This is a genomic window from Clostridium sp. LY3-2, assembly GCF_024705715.1.
Classification (GTDB): Bacteria; Bacillota; Clostridia; order Clostridiales; family Clostridiaceae; genus Clostridium.
Window position 1 is genome coordinate 60,546 of the sequence record NZ_JAMDLQ010000047.1, and the last position, 18,265, is coordinate 78,810.

The following is an 18,265-nucleotide window of genomic DNA, read 5'->3' on the forward strand; positions in this document are numbered from 1 at the left end:
ACAATCTCCCCCTGTCCTTTAAGAAGATTATAACTCTCACTTTCACTTTTCACAATAAAAATTTATTGATAAACAATAAATTTTTATTTATTTGTAATAATTGAATTGATTTTATTTTGTGATATCTTTAAGTTAATCTTATATTTTTAATCAAAAAAAATAGAGGTAAGCATAAAAATACGCCTACCTCTATTTATTTTCATTTATTTGTTTACTGAATAAAAACATCTCTTAGGAGAAATTACTTTATCTTCTTTTTTTAATTCTTTGATAGCTCTATCAACTTCTTTTTTATCAATTCCAGCTTTTTCTGCTATCTCTGCTCCCTTTAAAGGTTCTTCTGAATTATTTAATACTTCTAATACTTTTTCGTTTATATCCATTTTAAACACTCCTTAAAATAAATTCTATAAATTTATTATATCCTTATTAAGAATTTTTAACAATAAATAATATTAATTAGAAATTAATATTATTTAAACCTTTGTCCATACTATCTCAATTCTTAACCTATTTTCTTCTTTATATGCGTTTATATCACCATTCATCTTCTTTATTAACCCTTTAGCAATTGGAAGTCCAAGTCCTGTGTTTTTCCCACTTCTAGATTTATCTTTTCCTTTGTAAAATCTATCAAATATTTTATCTACTTCTACATCTTCTTTTAAATCATTTATTACATTTAAAATTATATAGTTATCCTCTTCATATAAGTTTATCTCTAACTCTTTTTTTCCGTGTTTTATGGAATTATTTATTAAATTTGAAATCACTCTTTTTAAACTGTTTTCATCACCTAAAATAGTTTTATTTTTTAGTTTTAAATTTATTTTAGGTTCAATGCCTATACTTTTAAATTGATCGTAATAGCTTATCACTTCATTAAATAAAATTTCTTTAATATATCCTTCTTTTAAATCCATTTTATAATTAACATTATTAATTATAGATAACATAAAAAATTGAGATAACATTTCTTTTAGCTCTTTTGCTTTTTCTTCTACTTTATTTAAATGCTCTAAATCCAGTACTTGATTCTTTTTTATTATTTGTACATAACCTAGTATAGATGTTAAAGGCGTTCTTAAATCGTGTGATATATTTTCTATCATTTCTTTTAACTCTTCATTTCTAATTTTTTCTTCTTCTCTTAACTTATTTAAAGTATCTATACTATCATTTATACTTTCTCCTAGTATTTCAACTTCTTTATTTATAAATACAACATTTACTTTTTTTCCTTTTTCTAAATTATTTATTTTACTAAGTTGTTTAGATATTCTTAGAATTTCTCTTTTAAATAGGAAAATATATATTAATAAGATTAAAATTATACATATCAATAACACTATAATACCTTCCATAATTTTCACCTTATTTCTTCCTTATTAAATATAAATACACCTAAAGTTATAAAAACTAATCCTAGAATTAACCCATTTTTTATTCCTATATAGAAAAATTCAAAAGAGTTTTCAGAAGCTACCAGTCTTAAAAGTGGTACTATCATAAAATTTTGAATATTAATTGGAATTATACTTCCTAAAACCGTTGTTATAAATGTAAATATAATAAAAATACAAATAGTAAACCACGTGCTTTTGCATATAAGTGTAATTAAAGAATATAAGCTAATAATACTAAAAACACCTATTAAATAAGTACATAAACTTACTATAATTAATGTAATCCCTTTTGAAGTTATTATTATTTCATCAAAATATAAAATCTTTGTAATTATAAAAGATACTAAAAAAACTGATATTAAAATAAATGACATTGAAATCATTATTGCAATTAAATTTCCTATATAAATTTTATATCTTTTATATCCATAAGGAACTGTAGTTTTATATATACCGCTTTTTAACTTATCCCATATTACGCTTGATGTTAAAATTACGCTAATTATAATCATAAAAAATATAGTGCTAAAAGAACTCTTTAAAGCTGCATTAAATCCTCCTTCATATATATAACTAATTAAGAACTCTCTTTTTACGTAACTAGAATCAAAAAAAGATAACAAACTAATAGACCCAACTTTAAAATTAATAAATACTACTGTAATTATCAAAACTACTAAAGATGCTATTAGAGTTTTTTTATAAACCTTTAGATTAAGTATTCTAAATAAATCTGCTTTAATAATATTAATCATGCTTTATCCTCCATAAGACTAGTTACATATTCTTCTAATGGCTCTGTTAAAGTATTTAATCTATTTATATCTATATCTTCTTTTATTAATGCCTTTGCAATTACTGAAGGCTCATCTATTTTTTCATATACCCTAATTAAATTATTATTTAAAACTTTATAGTCATTTATTTTTAGACTATTCTCAAGTATAAACGAAGATTTTTCAGTATCGTTTACTTATATTTCTAAAGCTAACCTTGAATTATTCTTTAACTCATTAAAAGATAATTCACTAACTATTTTTCCATCTTTAATTATTCCAAATGTATCACATAGCCTGTTTAATTCACTTAATATGTGGCTAGATACTAATATAGTTATACCTTCTTCTTTATTTAATTTCTTTAAAAGATTTCGTACTGTAATTATCCCTACCGGATCTAACCCGTTTATAGGCTCATCTAAAACCAAAAATTCTGGTTCTCCAAGTAAAGCTATTGCAATTCCTAACTTTTGTTTCATCCCTAATGAGTAGTCTTTTATAGCCTTCCCCCTGATATTTTCTAGCCCGACTAATTTTAATTTTTCATCTATAGAAGACTTACCAGGAATACCTCTAAAAACCCTTTGATACTCTAAATTCTTATAAATATCTAAATCTTCAAAAAATGCTGGCCTTTCTATCAATGTTCCAATACTAACTTTTTCATTATTATTTATAGAAATATCACCTGAATCAGATTTTGATAAACCAGAAATAACTCTCATTAAAGTTGTTTTCCCTGCACCATTTCTACCAATCAATCCATAGATACTTCCCTTTTTAATTTCCATATTAACTTCATTTAATAAAGAAATTTTATTTAGTTCTTTATTTAAATTTGTTATTTTTACCATCACTGCACTCATAACTAATACCTCCTTTTTCTCTATACTAAGTTTTTATTTCTAAAAAAACACAAAGTAAGTCTTAAGAAAGTATTAATCTGCATTTAATTTATATCCTATAGCCCAAATTGTTTTAATGTAATTTTCTTTTGCACCTGATTTTTTCAATTTATTTCTTAAATTACTTATATGCACAGTTATCGTATTATCATCTATAAAATCCTCTTTCCAAACGCTAGTACATAAATTATCCTTTGAAAAAACTTTATTTGGATTTTTAATTAAAAGATTTAATATTTGATATTCAGTTTGAGTTAATTTAACTTCTTTTTCATTTACCTTTACTACCATAGATTCTTCATCTACATTAATTTCTTTATAAGACAACTCTGAAGTTAATTGTTTTTTATCATATCTTCTAAGACTTACCATAACCCTTGCTAAAAGTTCATCTATATCAAAAGGTTTACTTAAAAAGTCGTCAGCACCAGCTCTTAATAATTTCCCCTTTATTCCAAGCTCTTCTTTTGCAGATAAAATTATAATCGGTATATCTTTAGATTTCCTTACTTCATCTAAAACCTCTTCACCACTCTTACCTGGGAGCATCAAATCTAAAATTATTAAATCCACTTTTTTATTATCTATATAAATAATCGCTTCCGTTCCTGAAAATGCTGAAAATACATCATACCCATCATCTTTTAATGATTCAGATATAATATTGTTTATATCATTATCATCTTCTATTACTAAAACTGTATTTCTTTCCATTTAATCACCTCTTTGTAAATTATAACAAAAAGGTGTGTATTAAAAAATATTTCCTAAGAAATATTTACTTGTTATAATAAATATATAAACTTAAAGAAGAGGTAATTATGGGTAATATAATAATAATTTTAACAACGATTTTTTTAGTGACAATATTAATTTTTAGAAGTATAAATAACAATAGAATAATAAGAAAAACCTTCACTAAAACTATAAAGGATATAAATATCACTTATAAAGAAATGTTTAAGGCAAAATCTATATTAAATAAGCTTTTAAATGGTGGAATTGTAATTTTATCAGATATATTTGGACTAGCTTTTGCTTTCGCAATTGTAAGTAGATATGTTAATTTGCTTTTATCACCTATTTTAGTTATAGCTATAAAGGTGTTAATAACAATTATTATATTTCTTGTTATTCACTATGCTATAGGCTATGTACTTTTAGTAACTAGTAGAATTCAAAGATTCATACATAAGGTTGAAGATAAAAATTTAAAAGTAGATTTTCTTTTAAGCTATTTTATTATAATAACATTCTTAGCTATACTTTTAATTTTCCCAGAGCATTTTAGTAAAAGTGCAGTATTTGGTCTTATAAGCCTTACTATATGTTATATATTAAATTTAAGAGTTCTTTTGAAACTTATGATAAGTCCAAGCGTAATTAAATCAGTAAATGAAGATTCAACTAGCATATCTAGAGTTGTATCTGCTGCAATTTTAATATTAATTATGCTTATACTAAACTTATTTTTAGCAGTATGCTTTGTTAATAGTTTAGGAAATAATGTATATTTAAACTCCTCTGGTAATTTTGATTTATTTTATTATACTTTAATAACTTTTACTACTATAGGTTATGGAGATATAATTCCAACTACTATTTTAGCTAAGACCTTAGCAATTATAATCTCATTAACTAGCGTTATGTGCTTAACTATTTTCTTAAGTAAAATTTTGTCTGCTGATATTTCTGAAAATGAAAAAAGTGAAGCTAGTTAAGCTTCACTTTTTTAAATAACGTCTTTACCAAATGGCATTAAAGATAATTTTGCAATTTTTACACTTTGCATAGCAAAAGGTATCCCAATTATTGTAATGCATAAAAGTACTGCACTAATTAAGTTTGCTAAACACATAAAAAGCCCACCGAAGATAAGCCATAATATATTCATAATTAAGCTTACTCCTCCATCGTCTGTTGTAACTACATCTTTTCCAAAAGGTGCAAGTTGTAATTTTGCCATTTTAAAACATTGTAATCCTATAGGAATTCCTATTATAGTTATGCACCAAAGCACACCAAAAAATAACCAGCCTAAAGCATTAACTATTCCTCCAAAAATCATCCAAATTAAATTTCCAAGACAACTCATAAAATTTCCTCTCTAAAAATAAATTAGCTTGTTTTACATAGTTCTTCTAGTTTATTCCTTAATCTTTCCTCGTATCTACCATCAACTATTGCAGTGATTTTATCTCCAGCTTTAATCTCTGTATTTCCATTTGGAATTACCTCTTTACCTTCTGTTTCAATAGTAATAATTCTAGATTCTCTAACTAAATCTATATTCTTAATCCTAACTCCAACAATAGGTGAACCTAAATCAACAGTATAACTTACCATTATATTCCCCATCTCACTATCTAAAGTTTTATCTTTATTTGTAGCTAACCTAAATCTAAGTAACGTATCATAAACCGGCTCACAATTTAACGATTCAGCTGTTAAATAGGCTACTCCAACGACAACCGCTAAAGGCCCAAGTGCTACAAAACTACCACTCATCTCACAAACTAAAATAAGACCAGTTATAGGTGCACGAACTATAGATGAAAACATTCCTGCCATAGCGAGTAACATAAAATTAATTAGAAAACTTTTATCGATATCAAAAAGGCTAAGTGAAACTTGTCCAACTATACCTCCAAGAAGCGCTCCAAGTGTTAATAAAGGAAATAATATTCCTCCAGGAGTTCCCGATGCAAAACTTGCCATAGACAAAATAAATTTGCCAATTAAAAGTATTATGGCTAATTTTAACACAATATCCTTTGTAAGTATACTATTTATTACAAGCTCTCCACCACCTAATACTTGTGGTAAATATAGTCCAAAGAAAAAGGTAATTATAAATGGTATCATCATCTTTTTAGTAACAGGTAATTTAATTTTCCTATATAAATTTATAGTTTTAATTAATACATTATTATATATAACTCCGCCTATCCCTGTTACAAGTCCTAAAATAACTACCAAAATATAATATTTAGCTGGCATTACTAATAAAGAATCTACCGTTAAAATATGATTACTTCCAAAGAAAATCCAAGTGACTAAGTCAGATGTTACAGACGCCCCTATCGCAGATAAAAATAATACTGGTGAAAAACTTTTATGAACTTCTTCAAGTACAAACATAACTCCTGCAAAAGGTGCATTAAAAGCTGCTGCAAGTCCAGCACCTGCCCCTGCTGATATTAACAATCTAGATTCTAATTTAATTCTTTTAGTTATTTTTCCATATATCTCAGCTACTGTAGCTCCTAATTGAATTGAAGGTCCTTCAATTCCAAGTGATAATCCTGGACCTATCGCAATTATCCCACCTATAAACTTATAGAAAAAAACTCTTATTGGTTTTTTTATAACTAAATATCCCTTTACAAGCCCTTCAATTTGTGGAATCCCACTCCCACTTATCATAGGTTCTTTTTTAAGTAATCTTCCTAAAATATATCCTAAAAATAAAAAAACAATTATACCAAGCCCCATATAAAAGTAATCATTTTTCATAATTTTATATGCAAAAAAGGTAAACTTACTTATATTAATTATAGCTACCCTATATAAAGAAACAACAAGTCCAGTAATTGCACCTATAAGAACACTTTGAATTACAGTTCTTAATCTAATCTTCTTTATAATATCTACGTAATCAGAAACTCTACTTTCCATATAGCACCTCCTTTTAAAACTTTATCTTAATTATATAATCCTCTAAAGACTACACTATTAACATAGCCTTAAAATTTAGTAAAAAAGTAGCTTAAATACATTAATATATGTTAAATTTGTTATTAATAAAATAAAAAAGAGGTATTAACCTCTTTTAAAATCCTGTATGCCCAAAGTCTCCCCCTCTATCTACACTTTTATGCTTTTTAACATCACAAGTTTTAATAAAGTTTGCTCTATAATATTTAGCGAGTACCATCTGCGCTATTCTATTTCCCTTTTTAATATAGATAGTACCATAAGGATTATTATTTTTATCTAAATAAATATAACCGTCTAATAACTTGTGCATACTTCTATCTTTTGTAGTAAGTTCCGAAACATCAGTACCTTTTTCTTTTAAATAATCACTTAATTTAACTTCTCTATAATTTTCAACTAAGTCATCAATTAAACTTGGATTACTTGCTATTTCATAAGGCAAATTAGAAATGTTATAATTATTTTCAAGTAAAACTGAAATATTGCTTACTGAATCTGAATCTACCGTTCCTACAGAGTTAGATATTTTTAAATTAGTTTTAAGTGATAAGCCACTTCTTGCCCTTATTTGAATCTCTAAATTATCTGGTATTGCAAATTTTATATTTAATGGTAAGGCTACCTTTTCAAAAGGCCTAATTACCATATCACTAGCTGCAAAAAGATCCGCACCAGCTGCTAGTGGCGTTTCATACTTTGGTACTATTGCATTTTCATCATATTCAATATATACATCTCTTATTTTTTGTTCATACATAAAATCTCTCTCCTTTTTTATTTAATACTAAAACTTTTATATGAACTAGATAAAAATAATATTTATTTTATATTGATAAATTCTTTACAGCAGGTAAATTTCTACATTAAAAAAGTACCTAGAATAATCTAGATACTTATAAATTACTGATGATTATAAAATAGTAGTAAAATAGATAATATACTACAAACTATACTTATAATTGTTATAAATCCAACTATTTGATTAGGATTTAACCCTTTTCTTTGTAACCTAAAATGTATTTGTCTTCTATCTGCTTGATATACTGGTTGCCCTGCTTTAAACCTTTTAAAAACAACAAACAAGTTATCAAAAATAGGAACTGCAAGTGCAAGTATTGGGATTATTATACTAAGTACAGTAGCTTGCTTAAATGCTCCATCTAAAGCTATTATACTTAAAATAAAGCCAACAAAGTTCGCTCCAGAATCTCCCATAAAAACCTTTGCAGGATATTTATTGTAGACTAAAAATCCAACTATAGCACCAGCTAAAATTATAGACATACTAGCTGATTCAACTTGCATAAGTATTATAGCTGCAATGAAAAATGTTCCACTTGCTATAACTGAAATACTCCCAGCTAAACCATCCATTCCATCTGACCAGTTTATTACCGTTGTAACACCGAAAATCCAAGTTACAGTCAGTACAAACTGTAAAAATGTGTTAGGCTCTATATAAACACCAGTGAAAGGGTTTGTAAATCCCGTAAACGAAATACCAGCTTTGTAAACTAATATAGCCGCCAAAACCTGAATAACTAACCTTGGGAATATAGGAAACTCCTTTCCTATAGCCTTAAAGTAATCATCAACTAACCCTATTGCTACTATTAATGTAGAACCAACAAAAATCCAAAAAGCTTTTTCTGGAGGCTCTTCTGCAAATACAAAAAAAGTAATAAAAAAACCTATATACATTCCTAAACCACCGCAAAGTGGTGTAATTTTCTTATGTTTCTTTCTTTTAGTAGGCTTGTCAGTAAACCCAATTTTATGAAACCATTTCATAAGTATCGGAGTCAATGATGCCACGATTCCAAATGTTACTATGAATTCAATAATATAATTCATACCAATCTAATCTCCTAACTATCTGAGTACACTTATATTTAATACATATTACTCTAGTATTATACTATTAATACTAACCATTTACAAATGAATTAATACTTTTGTAATAAGTGAGCCTCCAAATTTCTAATTTGGTCAGGTGAACTTACCCAAGGAGCATTAGCGACTCGGGTTTCTTTATTACAAATCTTCCATTTGGTTTGGTGGAAGTTAAGTGAAACTCTAAATCTTCGATTTAGTCAGTTGAACTTACACCTAAGAACGAACGTGAATAGGTGTTTCCTTTTAAAGTACGAAAGTGAGTAGGTGTTTCCTTTTTAATCTCCCATTTAGTTAATTTAATTTCTCCTAAAGTAACCATCGCAAATTTATATAATATTGCTTTATGTAAAATTTTAACATATAATTAATGAAAAGAAATGAGGTTTAAAATGAAAAAAAAATTTATATTACCCAGTATGTTAATTATAATAACAATCTTATTTTCACAATGCGGTTCCGATATTATAAAAAATGATCAACCTACTAAAGAAAAGCCTGTTATAACTGATAATCTTGAAGCAAAAAAAGTAATTGAATCCTATATGGATTTTATGAATAAAAAAGATGAAGAAGGTTTACGTAGTCTCCTAACCCCTACAGAAAGAAATCAGGAATCAAACTTTAGATTATTTAATTTAAACTATGTTACGTTAAATAAAATCACTTTAGAAGAAGATATAAGATTATACGATTCCTATATAAAAAATTTCAAAGATAAAGATAACTTAGAATATAAAGACTTAATAATTTACAAAGTTGATTACTATATAAAATATATTGACGAGAAAAAAGAACCTATAGATAGTGGAGATACAGAAAAACTATATTACCTGATTCGAAATTCAGATGGAGAATGGAAAATTTCTGATATAGGCACTATGTAAAAAAAAAAATAAATCCCTAGGATATTTTCTCCTAGGGATTTATTAAATACTATCCTCTTTGCTCTATCATACTCTTAACTTTCATAAGTCTAGTTAAAGCACTTCTTTCGTTTTCATCAAGTTTCATTCTGATATACTTGATAGTTTCTTGAAGTTGAGGAATTGTCATATATTCAAGAGCATTAACTCTTCTTCTAGTCTTTTCTATTTCATCTGCCATAAGCTGACATGATTTTTCTACCTCTGCTAATTCAAGTAGCTTTGGTACTATACCGTAAAGTTTTGTAATAGCGTCATCAAGTTCTGATGAAGTGTTTGCAAAACCGTATGGGAATATGCTACCTTCATCGCCTTCAAGTTGTCTTTTAAAGTTCATAACAGGCACGTTAACACTCATTATGTTTTTATTTCCAACTTCAACTGCGATGCTTTCCTTAGGATAAGCTATAGCTTCTTCTAAAAACTCAGAGCTCATAACGGCTCTAGCCATAACAAAGTCTTTTAAAGAACCTTGAAGTTCATCTTCAACGGCTTTTCTAAGCTCATTGTTATATTTGACTAAGTTAATGAATTGTCTCATTAACTCGTCTTGCTTATCCTTAAGAAGTTTATGACCTCTAGTAGCTGTAGCTAATCTTTTCTTCAGCTTACTTAGCTCCATTCTTGTAGGATTCACATTTAATCTTGCCATAGACTATTCTTCCTCTCTTGGCATATATTTTTCAAGGTATTCATCTCTGATTCTCTTAAGCTCTGTTCTAGGAAGAAGTCTTAATAACTTCCATCCAAGGTTAAGTGTTTCTTCGATAGTTCTGTTAGCTGTGAAACCTTGAGAAACATATTCGTTTTCGAAAGCTTCAGCGAACTTTGCGAAAGCTTTATCAGTTTCTGAAAGAGCTGACTCTCCTAAGATAGCTGATAATTCTTTTGCTTGCTTACCTTGAGCATATGCTGAGAATAATTGGTTCATAGTATCAGCATGATCCTCTCTAGTTTTTCCTTTTCCTATACCTTTATCTTTAAGTCTTGAAAGTGATGGTAAAACATCTATTGGAGGCATTATACCTTTTTTGTATAATTCTCTTGAAAGAATTATTTGTCCCTCAGTTATATATCCTGTTAAGTCAGGGATTGGGTGAGTTTTATCATCTTCTGGCATTGTAAGTATTGGAATTTGAGTGATTGAACCCTCTTTTCCTTTTAATCTACCAGCTCTTTCATATAAAGTTGAAAGGTCAGTATATAGATATCCTGGGTATCCTCTTCTTCCTGGAACCTCTTTTCTAGCAGCTGAAACTTCTCTTAGAGCTTCTGCGTAGTTTGTGATATCTGTCATTATAACAAGTACGTGCATTCCTTTTTCGTATGCTAAGTACTCAGCAGTTGTAAGTGCCATTCTTGGAGTTGCTATTCTCTCGATAGCTGGGTCTGATGCAAGGTTCATAAATAGAACTGATCTATCTATAGCCCCTGTAGCTTTAAACTCATCTACGAAGAATTGTGCTTCCTCGAAAGTAATACCTATAGCTGCAAATACAACAGCGAATTTTGAATCAGAATTTAAAACTTTCGCTTGTCTTGCAATTTGAGCTGCAAGTTCAGCGTGTGGAAGTCCTGATCCTGAGAAAACAGGAAGTTTTTGTCCTCTTACTAGAGTGTTAAGTCCATCGATAGCTGAGATACCAGTTTGAATAAATTCTGATGGATAGTCTCTAGCCATTGGGTTTATAGCTTCACCGTTTATATCTCTTCTCTCTTCTGGTATTATTTTAGGACCATTGTCTATTGGTCTTCCCATACCATCAAAGACTCTTCCAAGCATATCTTCTGAAACACCAATTTCAAGTGGTCTTCCTAAGAATTTTGCTTTAGTTCCTTTTAAGTTAATTCCTGAAGAACCTTCGAAGATCTGTACCATTGCTCTTGAACCGTTAACTTCAAGAACTTTACCTCTTCTTTTTTCTCCATTTTGTAATTCTATTTCAACTAACTCGTCGTATTTAACTCCTTCAACGCCATCAACAGCCATTAAAGGTCCAACAACTTCAGTTACTGTTCTATATTCTTTAAGCATCTAGAAAGCCCCTCCCTCGCTGATTAATTTATCCATTGCATGAGTTAGGTCAACGCTAATTTGATCAATGTTTTGGATATTTTCTTCTGAGATATATTTAGCTCTTGCTATTTTATCTCTAATCTCATCCATACCTAAGATTTTATCTAGGTAAACTCCGTTTTCTAAAGCTCTTTCAGCTTCAGTTTGGAATTTAAGGATAAGGCTTAACATTTTATGTTGCTTATTTAATGAAGTATAAGTATCAACTTCATGGAAAGCGTTTTGTTGAAGGTAATCTTCTCTTATTGATTTAGCGATTTCAAGTTTTAATCTATCGCCTTCTGAAAGAGCATCTATACCAACAAGTCTTACGATTTCTTGTAAGTTTGCTTCTTCTTGAAGAAGTGCCATAGCTCTAGTTCTAAGTTCTGACCAGTCGCTTGCAATTTCTTCATCCATCCATTTACCGATTCTATCACCATATAATGAATATGAGTTTAACCAGTTAATTGATGGGAAGTGTCTTTGGTAAGCAAGTTGAGCATCTAGTCCCCAGAAAACTTTAACTATTCTTAAAGTAGATTGAGTAACTGGCTCTGAAATATCTCCTCCTGGAGGTGATACTGCACCGATAGCTGTAACTGCTCCTTCTCTTCCGTCATTTCCTAAACAAACAACTTTACCAGCTCTTTCATAGTAATCAGCAAGTCTTGATCCAAGGTATGCTGGGTAACCTTCATCACCTGGCATCTCTTCAAGTCTTCCTGACATTTCTCTTAGAGCCTCTGCCCATCTTGATGTTGAGTCAGCCATGATAGCTACTGAATATCCCATATCTCTGAAGTACTCAGCGATAGTGATACCTGTATATATTGATGCTTCTCTAGCTGCAACTGGCATGTTTGAAGTGTTTGCGATAAGAACTGTTCTCTTCATTAAGCTTTCCCCAGTTTTAGGGTCTTTTAATTCAGGGAACTCGTTTAAAACGTCTGTCATTTCGTTTCCACGCTCTCCACATCCAACGTAAACAACTATTTCAGCATCTCCCCATTTAGCTACTTGGTGTTGTACTACTGTTTTACCTGCACCGAAAGGTCCTGGTACTGCAGCTGCTCCACCTTTAACAACTGGGAAGAATGTATCTATAACTCTTTGTCCTGTAGTAAGTGGTGCAACTGGGTTTAACTTATTTGCATAAGGTCTTCCCTTTCTTACAGGCCACTTTTGCATCATAGTAAGTTCTCTATCTCCATTAGCTGTTTCTATTACACAAACAACATCGTCAACAGTGAATTCACCTGATTTTATTTCTTTTATTTTACCTGATACTCCAACTGGTACCATTATTTTGTGAAGAACTACTGGAGTTTCTTGAACTGTTCCAAAAACATCTCCTTCGTTTACTTCATCTCCAATTTTTAAAGTAGGAACGAAATCCCACTTTCTTTCTCTGTTTAATGATTTAACAGAAACACCTTTAGTTAAGAAGTCTGATTTAGCAGCTTTCATAAACTCATCTAGTGGTCTTTGTATTCCATCAAACATGGCTTCGATTAGTCCTGGTCCAAGTTCAACACTTAGAGGTTCTCCTGTTGTTACAACTGGGTCCCCAGGTCCTATTCCTGAAGTCTCTTCATATACCTGAATAGATGCCTTATCGTCTCTCATTTCAATGATTTCACCGATAAGACCTTTTTCTCCTACTTTACATACGTCAAAAATGTTAGCTTCATCCATTTGTTCAGCAACAACTAATGGTCCTGAAACTTTAATTATTCTTCCGGTCTTCAACTTGCAAAACCTACCTTCCTTATAGAATATTTACGCCGACAGCTTTTTCTACGTTATCGCTGATTCTTTGCATTCCTATATTTAATGATCCTTGATTACTTGGAATTAATATTACAGCTGGAAGTGTTACTCTATTGTATCTTTCAATAGTTTCTTCAATATCTTTTGCAACTTGCTCAGTTACAAAGATAACTGCGTAATCTGTCATAGCTAATCTATCGATTGTTTTTCTAGCTTCTTCTGATTCTACAACTGGAAAAACATCAATTCCTAGTGCTTTAAATGCTAAAACTGAGTCTTTGTCACCAACGACACCAATCTTCTTATACATAAATATCACGCAGCCTTTCTCTTATTACTTCCCCTGTAACGTTGTTGAGTTTACCAACCATGATTATTCTTACTACTTTTATCTCTGTTTCTTTAGCATAGATATAAGCTAGTAATGGCTCAACACCAAATGGTATAAGCTTAGCTTCTTTCATCATTTTCATGATGTAGTTATCTGTTAATTTCTCAAGTTCACTAGCTGAGTTAGTTTTTGAGAAATCATCCATTCCAAGCTTAAGTATTTCTGAATAATCAGTATATGATAATTTGTTTGCTATATTTTCAGCTGAATCATTTAATAATGATACTAAAGTATCAACATCTATAAATCCACCTTCTATAACTACTTCTGAAAGGAAATCTTTACCTTTGCTTTGCTTTTTAACTCTAAGTAAAGTTTTTAAGTTTGTTAAGTCTATTAAAACTCTAACATACTTAGTAACAAACTTATCATCTAAGCCTTTAGCTATAGTTTTTAATTCTTCAAACATTGCATTATCTAATATAATATCAATTTTTTGAGGATCTTTATTAGAGTCAAAATCTTCGTTTGCTCTTATGATACCATTTTTCATGTTTTCATTTAGATCACTTAAATTGTTATTTAAAACGCTATGCTTTAAAGTTTGTAAATCTATCTTACCAACTGGAATAAGCATTTCACTAAAGTCTTTTTTAAGTTTCATTCCCTTAATTAAAACTTTAATGTTGTGATAATCATATTTGATACTCATTATATCTATAAGAGCCTTTGAAGGAGATGCATCGTACATAAGCTCATAAACCCTTTTTAGTTCTGAACTTAAGACCATCTCATAATCTTCTGCTCTTTTAACGCCAGATAAAACATTTGCATATTCTGATTCCCCAAGAACTTTTAGAGCTTCTTGTGGTGAACTTGCATCTATCATTCTGTCTAATTTCGCTTTATCAAGGAGTCTTGTCTCTAACACTCTAAGTCTTGGTATAACTTGAGTAAACTGCATTGGATTCATTTGCTCTCCTCCTTAATTGAATAAAACACTTGCAACTTCAAATTCTAATTCATCTCTTAAAGCGCTAACTAAAGCTTCAAAAGTATTATTAATTTCAACACCATTCTTTTCTAAGATGAATCCACCTTTAAAGTTTCTAACCTCTTTAGCTAAAGTAAGTTCTCCAACTCTTCCGTTTTCTGAAAGTTTTGAATTAACTTCTTTAATAAACTCTTCAGTTATTATTCCTTTTTCGTTTTGGCTTATTATAACTTTTTCATCACCATCTAATTGTGAATTTAAAATTGTATCCATAACGAATTTTTTAATTTCAGCATCTGACATTTTACATAGGCTTTCTACGCTCATCTCAAATACTTGACTTATAATATTTTGCTTAGCTTCAAGTTTTTCATTTCTAACTTTAAGCTCTGCACTAGATACTATTCTTTCTTTTCTAGTCTTAGCTTCTGCTTCAGACTTTAAAATCATTTCTGTTTCAGCTTTTCTAGCTTCTGCTTCTTTTTTTTCTAATATTTTAGCTTTTTCTTCGTTTGCTTTCGCTAGTATGCTATCTCTTTTAGCTTCCGCATCACTAGTGATTTTGGAAGTTAACTTTTTTATGTTTTCAACTGACATAACTTCACTTCCCCAATCTCTTAATATTTATTTTCTAATTAAAATAAGTTGTTTATTAATAAGAATGAGATAACGAATCCTAATAGTGCGTAAGTTTCAACCATTGCTGCAAAGATGATACCTTTAGTGTTGTGCTCTGGTTTTTTAGCTAATATTTGGATACCAGCTGCTGCTGCTTTACCTTGTGCTATACCTGACCATAAACCTGCGATAGCTATTGGTAAACATGCTAATAAAAGATATAAACCTTGTGCTAAAGTTGTTTCTGGACTTAATTTAGTCATAACAACGAAACCTATAACGAAACCATATAAACCTTGTGTACCTGGTAATAATTCAAGAACTAACGCTTTACCGAATTTTTCTGGTTGTTCAGTCATTAATCCTGCTGCTGCTTCACCTACTAAACCAACCCCTTTAGCTGATCCTATACCTGATAAACCTACTGCTAAAGCTATTCCTAAAGCACCTAAAATAAATCCTCCGTAATTTGCTGGGTTTGATAAAAAGCCAGCCCAAGTTGTAATTTCCATAATTCTAATCCTCCTAAAAATTTCCTAAATTTCTTTTTTAATATTTATAAATTTGTCTAATGTTTTAAATGGAACAAATGGTTTTCCGCCACCTTCATAGAATTTTGAGAAGTACTCAACGTATTCTAATCTACAAGTGTGAACATAAGCTCCAAGTAATGATAAACCTAAGTTAAATATGTGGAATAGTATAAATAATACTGGTCCAAGTACTATTAAAGCTACTCCTGGAAGCATTCCAATTATAAGGTTTAATGCACCTGCAATTGAACCACCAGCTAATCCTAAAGCCATAAGTCTTGTGTAAGATACTAAGTCTCCTATGTACCCAGTAATACCGTATAAAGCATATAATCCTCCACCAAGCTTTGCTCCAACTGATTCTGCTTCTCTACCTTGTGTAAGAACTATAAGAATCATACCGATTATCATTGTGTATTTTGCAAAACCAAATCCAGCTATAAGTAATCCGATAGAAACTAAAGTAATTACCCATGATCCTACATCATAAAAAGCATCTTTTGCTCTTCCATCTCTTATTAAAACGTAAGCTTTAATTGCAAGACCAACAAATATTTGAATAACCCCAAATACTATTGACATAATAAGAATAGTGTTTACATCTTTATTTGTATCAATAAGCTTTGGAAGCGGTATTAAATCTCCAAAGAAAGATCCATAAATCAGTCCAAATACCATTGTTGGAAAACTTAAATAAAAGAAGAACTTAGCAAACTGCTCTTGCTTGTTATCTAAATTAAATACTTTTAATGCTATAAATGAACCTATGCATAATAATAATCCATATCCAACGTCTGCAACCATCATTCCAAAGAATAATAAGAAGAACGGTGCTAAAAATGGTGTTGGGTCTATGTCGTCATATCTTGGCATACTATACATTTCTGTGATAGTTTCAAATGACTTATTAACTGCATTATTTTGTAGTCTTATAGGAACTATATCTATCTCTTCTTCTTTAACATCTTCAAATGTTAGATAGTAGTCTTCTCCTATAGAATCTTTAATTACTTTTTCTAAATCGTTATTATCTGATACTGCAACCCACCCTTGAATAATGCTCATAGTATCAGTTTTTAAGAAGTTTGTAGCTACTCCATTTCTTGAGTTTTCGTTATGATAGTAATCATAAACTTGTTCTAGAGTTTCAACTTCTTTTTCTAATGCTTGTAATTCTTCTTTTATAAAGAACTTTTCTGCATTTATCTTTTCAATTCTATCCATGTTTGTATGGATAACTTTTATTGGTGAATCTGCTTCTTCTGTTTTAAATGAACTAAATCCAAAACCTCTTAAAACTTCTTCAACCTCTTCTTTTTTCTCATCACCTGTAATAACTAATAAATACATATCTTGATTATCACAAGAGATAATTTCTACGTAAGAATCTCCAAGTGAATTAACTAGTTCTTCTTTGTACTGGTTACTTACACTACCTAAGAAGTAAGGTACTTTTAAACTTCTTATTTCAGAGAAAGGACAATCTAGGCCTTCCCAAGGTTTAAGAGTTTCGTTTTCACCTTCTAGTCTAGTTTTTTCATTATCAAGATTTGAAAGATGTAATTCTTTTTCTTTAAGCTTTTCGTAAAGAGTTTCCCAATCACTCTTTTCTACATTAGCTTTTAACTCGCTAGCACTTAAAGTTTTCTTTCCTTCTTTCATAGCCTTGATTGATGATTTTGGAGGTACGTAGTTTTTCAAGAACTCTAAAGCAAACTTAACTTTAGATAAATCCTCTTCACTCTTAGCAAACTCTGAATCAATTGAATCTTTAGTAAGATCACTTAGAATTTCATTTTCTTCTAGAACTTTTTCGTCTTGAAGGTTTATAAATTCTATTTCTGAAAAGTTTTGAAGCTTTTCAAGTAGTGATGCTTTGTTTTCTTCAAAGCTTAGTAAGGTGAACTTATTCATCTTAACTATTGCCATGAATTTTCACTATCCTCTCAATCACTAATTTTACAGCATTATTTTTTTTCTCATCTGCTATATCTAGAATACCTTTAGCTTCTTCTTTTCCTTTAGCTAGGATAGGTTCTGCTTCTTTATTTCCAGAATCTACAGCATCTTGAATGATACTATCGCATTTAGCCTTAGCATCACTTAGGATAGAGTTGTATTTTTCTACAGCCTCAGCGGTAGCCTTTTGAACAATCTCTTTTGCATTAACGTTTGCAGTGTTTATCATTTCATCTGCTTTTGCCTCTGCGCTCTTTATTTCCTTTATTGCTTCTAATGCCAAAATCTCACCACCTTTGCAAGTTAATCAATAATATATGAATTAATACTTAATATAGTATTAATTACTTTTTAGTTCATATTTACTATTAT

At 29.8% G+C, this 18,265-nt stretch carries 20 protein-coding genes; 2 read left to right on the forward strand and 18 right to left on the reverse strand.

What is annotated here, in order from left to right:
* Window positions 1–203: 203 nt before the first annotated feature.
* The 5 genes from M4I33_RS14075 to M4I33_RS14095 all read right to left on the reverse strand — a co-directional run bounded on the left by M4I33_RS14075 (window position 204) and on the right by M4I33_RS14095 (window position 3,804).
* Entirely contained in the window at window positions 204–383 is a 180-nt protein-coding gene (locus M4I33_RS14075) for a helix-turn-helix domain-containing protein (protein ID WP_257917408.1), read from the reverse strand.
* A gap of 93 nt (window positions 384–476) precedes the next feature.
* Window positions 477–1,364 (reverse strand): sensor histidine kinase KdpD, encoded by an 888-nt coding sequence (locus tag M4I33_RS14080; RefSeq protein WP_257917409.1) that lies wholly within the window; start codon window positions 1,362–1,364, stop codon window positions 477–479.
* 5 nt (window positions 1,365–1,369) lie between these two features.
* Entirely contained in the window at window positions 1,370–2,161 is a 792-nt protein-coding gene (locus M4I33_RS14085; protein ID WP_257917410.1) for a hypothetical protein, read from the reverse strand.
* Between the two features lie 218 nt (window positions 2,162–2,379).
* Window positions 2,380–3,051 carry an ABC transporter ATP-binding protein gene (locus M4I33_RS14090; protein WP_257917411.1) on the reverse strand — a complete coding sequence of 224 codons (672 nt, stop codon included), beginning with the start codon at window positions 3,049–3,051 and terminating at the stop codon, window positions 2,380–2,382.
* A 72-nt stretch (window positions 3,052–3,123) separates the two neighbouring features.
* On the reverse strand, window positions 3,124–3,804 hold the full coding sequence (locus M4I33_RS14095) for a response regulator transcription factor (protein ID WP_257917412.1): 681 nt from the start codon (window positions 3,802–3,804) through the stop codon (window positions 3,124–3,126).
* 107 nt (window positions 3,805–3,911) lie between these two features.
* Here M4I33_RS14095 and M4I33_RS14100 point away from each other — a divergent pair, with 107 nt between their 5' ends.
* A complete protein-coding gene (locus M4I33_RS14100; RefSeq protein WP_257917413.1) occupies window positions 3,912–4,811 on the forward strand; it encodes a potassium channel family protein in 900 nt (299 codons plus the stop codon).
* Between the two features lie 11 nt (window positions 4,812–4,822).
* On the opposite strand, the gene M4I33_RS14105 is transcribed toward M4I33_RS14100, so the two are convergent.
* The 4 genes from M4I33_RS14105 to M4I33_RS14120 form a co-directional block, all read right to left on the reverse strand.
* On the reverse strand, window positions 4,823–5,185 hold the full coding sequence (locus M4I33_RS14105) for a YccF domain-containing protein (protein ID WP_257917415.1): 363 nt from the start codon (window positions 5,183–5,185) through the stop codon (window positions 4,823–4,825).
* A 23-nt stretch (window positions 5,186–5,208) separates the two neighbouring features.
* Window positions 5,209–6,768, reverse strand: coding sequence for a ClC family H(+)/Cl(-) exchange transporter (locus M4I33_RS14110; protein WP_257917416.1), 1,560 nt, complete (start codon window positions 6,766–6,768; stop codon window positions 5,209–5,211).
* A gap of 154 nt (window positions 6,769–6,922) precedes the next feature.
* Complete coding sequence (locus M4I33_RS14115; RefSeq protein ID WP_257917417.1) at window positions 6,923–7,567, reverse strand: dUTP diphosphatase; 645 nt, start codon at window positions 7,565–7,567, stop codon at window positions 6,923–6,925.
* Between the two features lie 143 nt (window positions 7,568–7,710).
* Window positions 7,711–8,664: an MraY family glycosyltransferase gene (locus tag M4I33_RS14120; protein ID WP_257917418.1), complete on the reverse strand. Its 954-nt coding sequence runs from the start codon at window positions 8,662–8,664 to the stop codon at window positions 7,711–7,713.
* A 431-nt stretch (window positions 8,665–9,095) separates the two neighbouring features.
* Between M4I33_RS14120 and M4I33_RS14125 the strand changes: the two genes are divergently transcribed.
* Complete coding sequence (locus tag M4I33_RS14125; protein ID WP_257917419.1) at window positions 9,096–9,590, forward strand: DUF4829 domain-containing protein; 495 nt, start codon at window positions 9,096–9,098, stop codon at window positions 9,588–9,590.
* A 49-nt stretch (window positions 9,591–9,639) separates the two neighbouring features.
* Here M4I33_RS14125 and M4I33_RS14130 read toward each other — a convergent pair whose 3' ends face one another.
* From M4I33_RS14130 to M4I33_RS14170, 9 genes are read right to left on the reverse strand one after another with little or no spacing between them, the layout of a single operon-like run.
* The gene (locus tag M4I33_RS14130) at window positions 9,640–10,281 is read right to left on the reverse strand and encodes a V-type ATP synthase subunit D (RefSeq protein WP_194189828.1); all 642 of its coding nucleotides are present in this window, start codon (window positions 10,279–10,281) and stop codon (window positions 9,640–9,642) included.
* Window positions 10,282–10,284: 3 nt separating this feature from the next.
* Window positions 10,285–11,664: a V-type ATP synthase subunit B gene (locus M4I33_RS14135; protein WP_194189827.1), complete on the reverse strand. Its 1,380-nt coding sequence runs from the start codon at window positions 11,662–11,664 to the stop codon at window positions 10,285–10,287.
* Entirely contained in the window at window positions 11,665–13,437 is a 1,773-nt protein-coding gene (locus M4I33_RS14140) for a V-type ATP synthase subunit A (protein ID WP_257917420.1), read from the reverse strand.
* Between the two features lie 19 nt (window positions 13,438–13,456).
* Entirely contained in the window at window positions 13,457–13,768 is a 312-nt protein-coding gene (locus M4I33_RS14145) for a V-type ATP synthase subunit F (protein ID WP_194189825.1), read from the reverse strand.
* Window positions 13,761–14,762: a V-type ATP synthase subunit C gene (locus tag M4I33_RS14150; RefSeq protein WP_194189824.1), complete on the reverse strand. Its 1,002-nt coding sequence runs from the start codon at window positions 14,760–14,762 to the stop codon at window positions 13,761–13,763. The genes M4I33_RS14145 and M4I33_RS14150 overlap by 8 nt, the downstream gene beginning before the upstream one ends.
* A gap of 12 nt (window positions 14,763–14,774) precedes the next feature.
* Window positions 14,775–15,380 (reverse strand): V-type ATP synthase subunit E, encoded by a 606-nt coding sequence (locus M4I33_RS14155; protein WP_257917422.1) that lies wholly within the window; start codon window positions 15,378–15,380, stop codon window positions 14,775–14,777.
* Window positions 15,381–15,418: 38 nt separating this feature from the next.
* Window positions 15,419–15,913, reverse strand: coding sequence for a V-type ATP synthase subunit K (locus M4I33_RS14160; protein WP_194189822.1), 495 nt, complete (start codon window positions 15,911–15,913; stop codon window positions 15,419–15,421).
* Between the two features lie 24 nt (window positions 15,914–15,937).
* The gene (locus M4I33_RS14165) at window positions 15,938–17,863 is read right to left on the reverse strand and encodes a V-type ATP synthase subunit I (RefSeq protein ID WP_257917423.1); all 1,926 of its coding nucleotides are present in this window, start codon (window positions 17,861–17,863) and stop codon (window positions 15,938–15,940) included.
* Window positions 17,850–18,176: an ATPase gene (locus M4I33_RS14170; RefSeq protein ID WP_194189820.1), complete on the reverse strand. Its 327-nt coding sequence runs from the start codon at window positions 18,174–18,176 to the stop codon at window positions 17,850–17,852. The genes M4I33_RS14165 and M4I33_RS14170 overlap by 14 nt, the downstream gene beginning before the upstream one ends.
* Window positions 18,177–18,265: the final 89 nt, after the last annotated feature.

What these genes read in the sequence shown, in the direction of transcription:
- M4I33_RS14075 (WP_257917408.1), bottom strand. Translation starts at nt 383, where the DNA reads ATGGATATAAACGAAAAAGTATTAGAAGTATTAAATAATTCAGAAGAA.
- M4I33_RS14080 (WP_257917409.1), bottom strand. Translation starts at nt 1,364, where the DNA reads ATGGAAGGTATTATAGTGTTATTGATATGTATAATTTTAATCTTATTA.
- M4I33_RS14085 (WP_257917410.1), bottom strand. Translation starts at nt 2,161, where the DNA reads ATGATTAATATTATTAAAGCAGATTTATTTAGAATACTTAATCTAAAG.
- M4I33_RS14090 (WP_257917411.1), bottom strand. Translation starts at nt 3,051, where the DNA reads ATGAGTGCAGTGATGGTAAAAATAACAAATTTAAATAAAGAACTAAAT.
- M4I33_RS14095 (WP_257917412.1), bottom strand. Translation starts at nt 3,804, where the DNA reads ATGGAAAGAAATACAGTTTTAGTAATAGAAGATGATAATGATATAAAC.
- M4I33_RS14100 (WP_257917413.1), top strand. Translation starts at nt 3,912, where the DNA reads ATGGGTAATATAATAATAATTTTAACAACGATTTTTTTAGTGACAATA.
- M4I33_RS14105 (WP_257917415.1), bottom strand. Translation starts at nt 5,185, where the DNA reads ATGAGTTGTCTTGGAAATTTAATTTGGATGATTTTTGGAGGAATAGTT.
- M4I33_RS14110 (WP_257917416.1), bottom strand. Translation starts at nt 6,768, where the DNA reads ATGGAAAGTAGAGTTTCTGATTACGTAGATATTATAAAGAAGATTAGA.
- M4I33_RS14115 (WP_257917417.1), bottom strand. Translation starts at nt 7,567, where the DNA reads ATGTATGAACAAAAAATAAGAGATGTATATATTGAATATGATGAAAAT.
- M4I33_RS14120 (WP_257917418.1), bottom strand. Translation starts at nt 8,664, where the DNA reads ATGAATTATATTATTGAATTCATAGTAACATTTGGAATCGTGGCATCA.
- M4I33_RS14125 (WP_257917419.1), top strand. Translation starts at nt 9,096, where the DNA reads ATGAAAAAAAAATTTATATTACCCAGTATGTTAATTATAATAACAATC.
- M4I33_RS14130 (WP_194189828.1), bottom strand. Translation starts at nt 10,281, where the DNA reads ATGGCAAGATTAAATGTGAATCCTACAAGAATGGAGCTAAGTAAGCTG.
- M4I33_RS14135 (WP_194189827.1), bottom strand. Translation starts at nt 11,664, where the DNA reads ATGCTTAAAGAATATAGAACAGTAACTGAAGTTGTTGGACCTTTAATG.
- M4I33_RS14145 (WP_194189825.1), bottom strand. Translation starts at nt 13,768, where the DNA reads ATGTATAAGAAGATTGGTGTCGTTGGTGACAAAGACTCAGTTTTAGCA.
- M4I33_RS14150 (WP_194189824.1), bottom strand. Translation starts at nt 14,762, where the DNA reads ATGAATCCAATGCAGTTTACTCAAGTTATACCAAGACTTAGAGTGTTA.
- M4I33_RS14155 (WP_257917422.1), bottom strand. Translation starts at nt 15,380, where the DNA reads ATGTCAGTTGAAAACATAAAAAAGTTAACTTCCAAAATCACTAGTGAT.
- M4I33_RS14160 (WP_194189822.1), bottom strand. Translation starts at nt 15,913, where the DNA reads ATGGAAATTACAACTTGGGCTGGCTTTTTATCAAACCCAGCAAATTAC.
- M4I33_RS14165 (WP_257917423.1), bottom strand. Translation starts at nt 17,863, where the DNA reads ATGGCAATAGTTAAGATGAATAAGTTCACCTTACTAAGCTTTGAAGAA.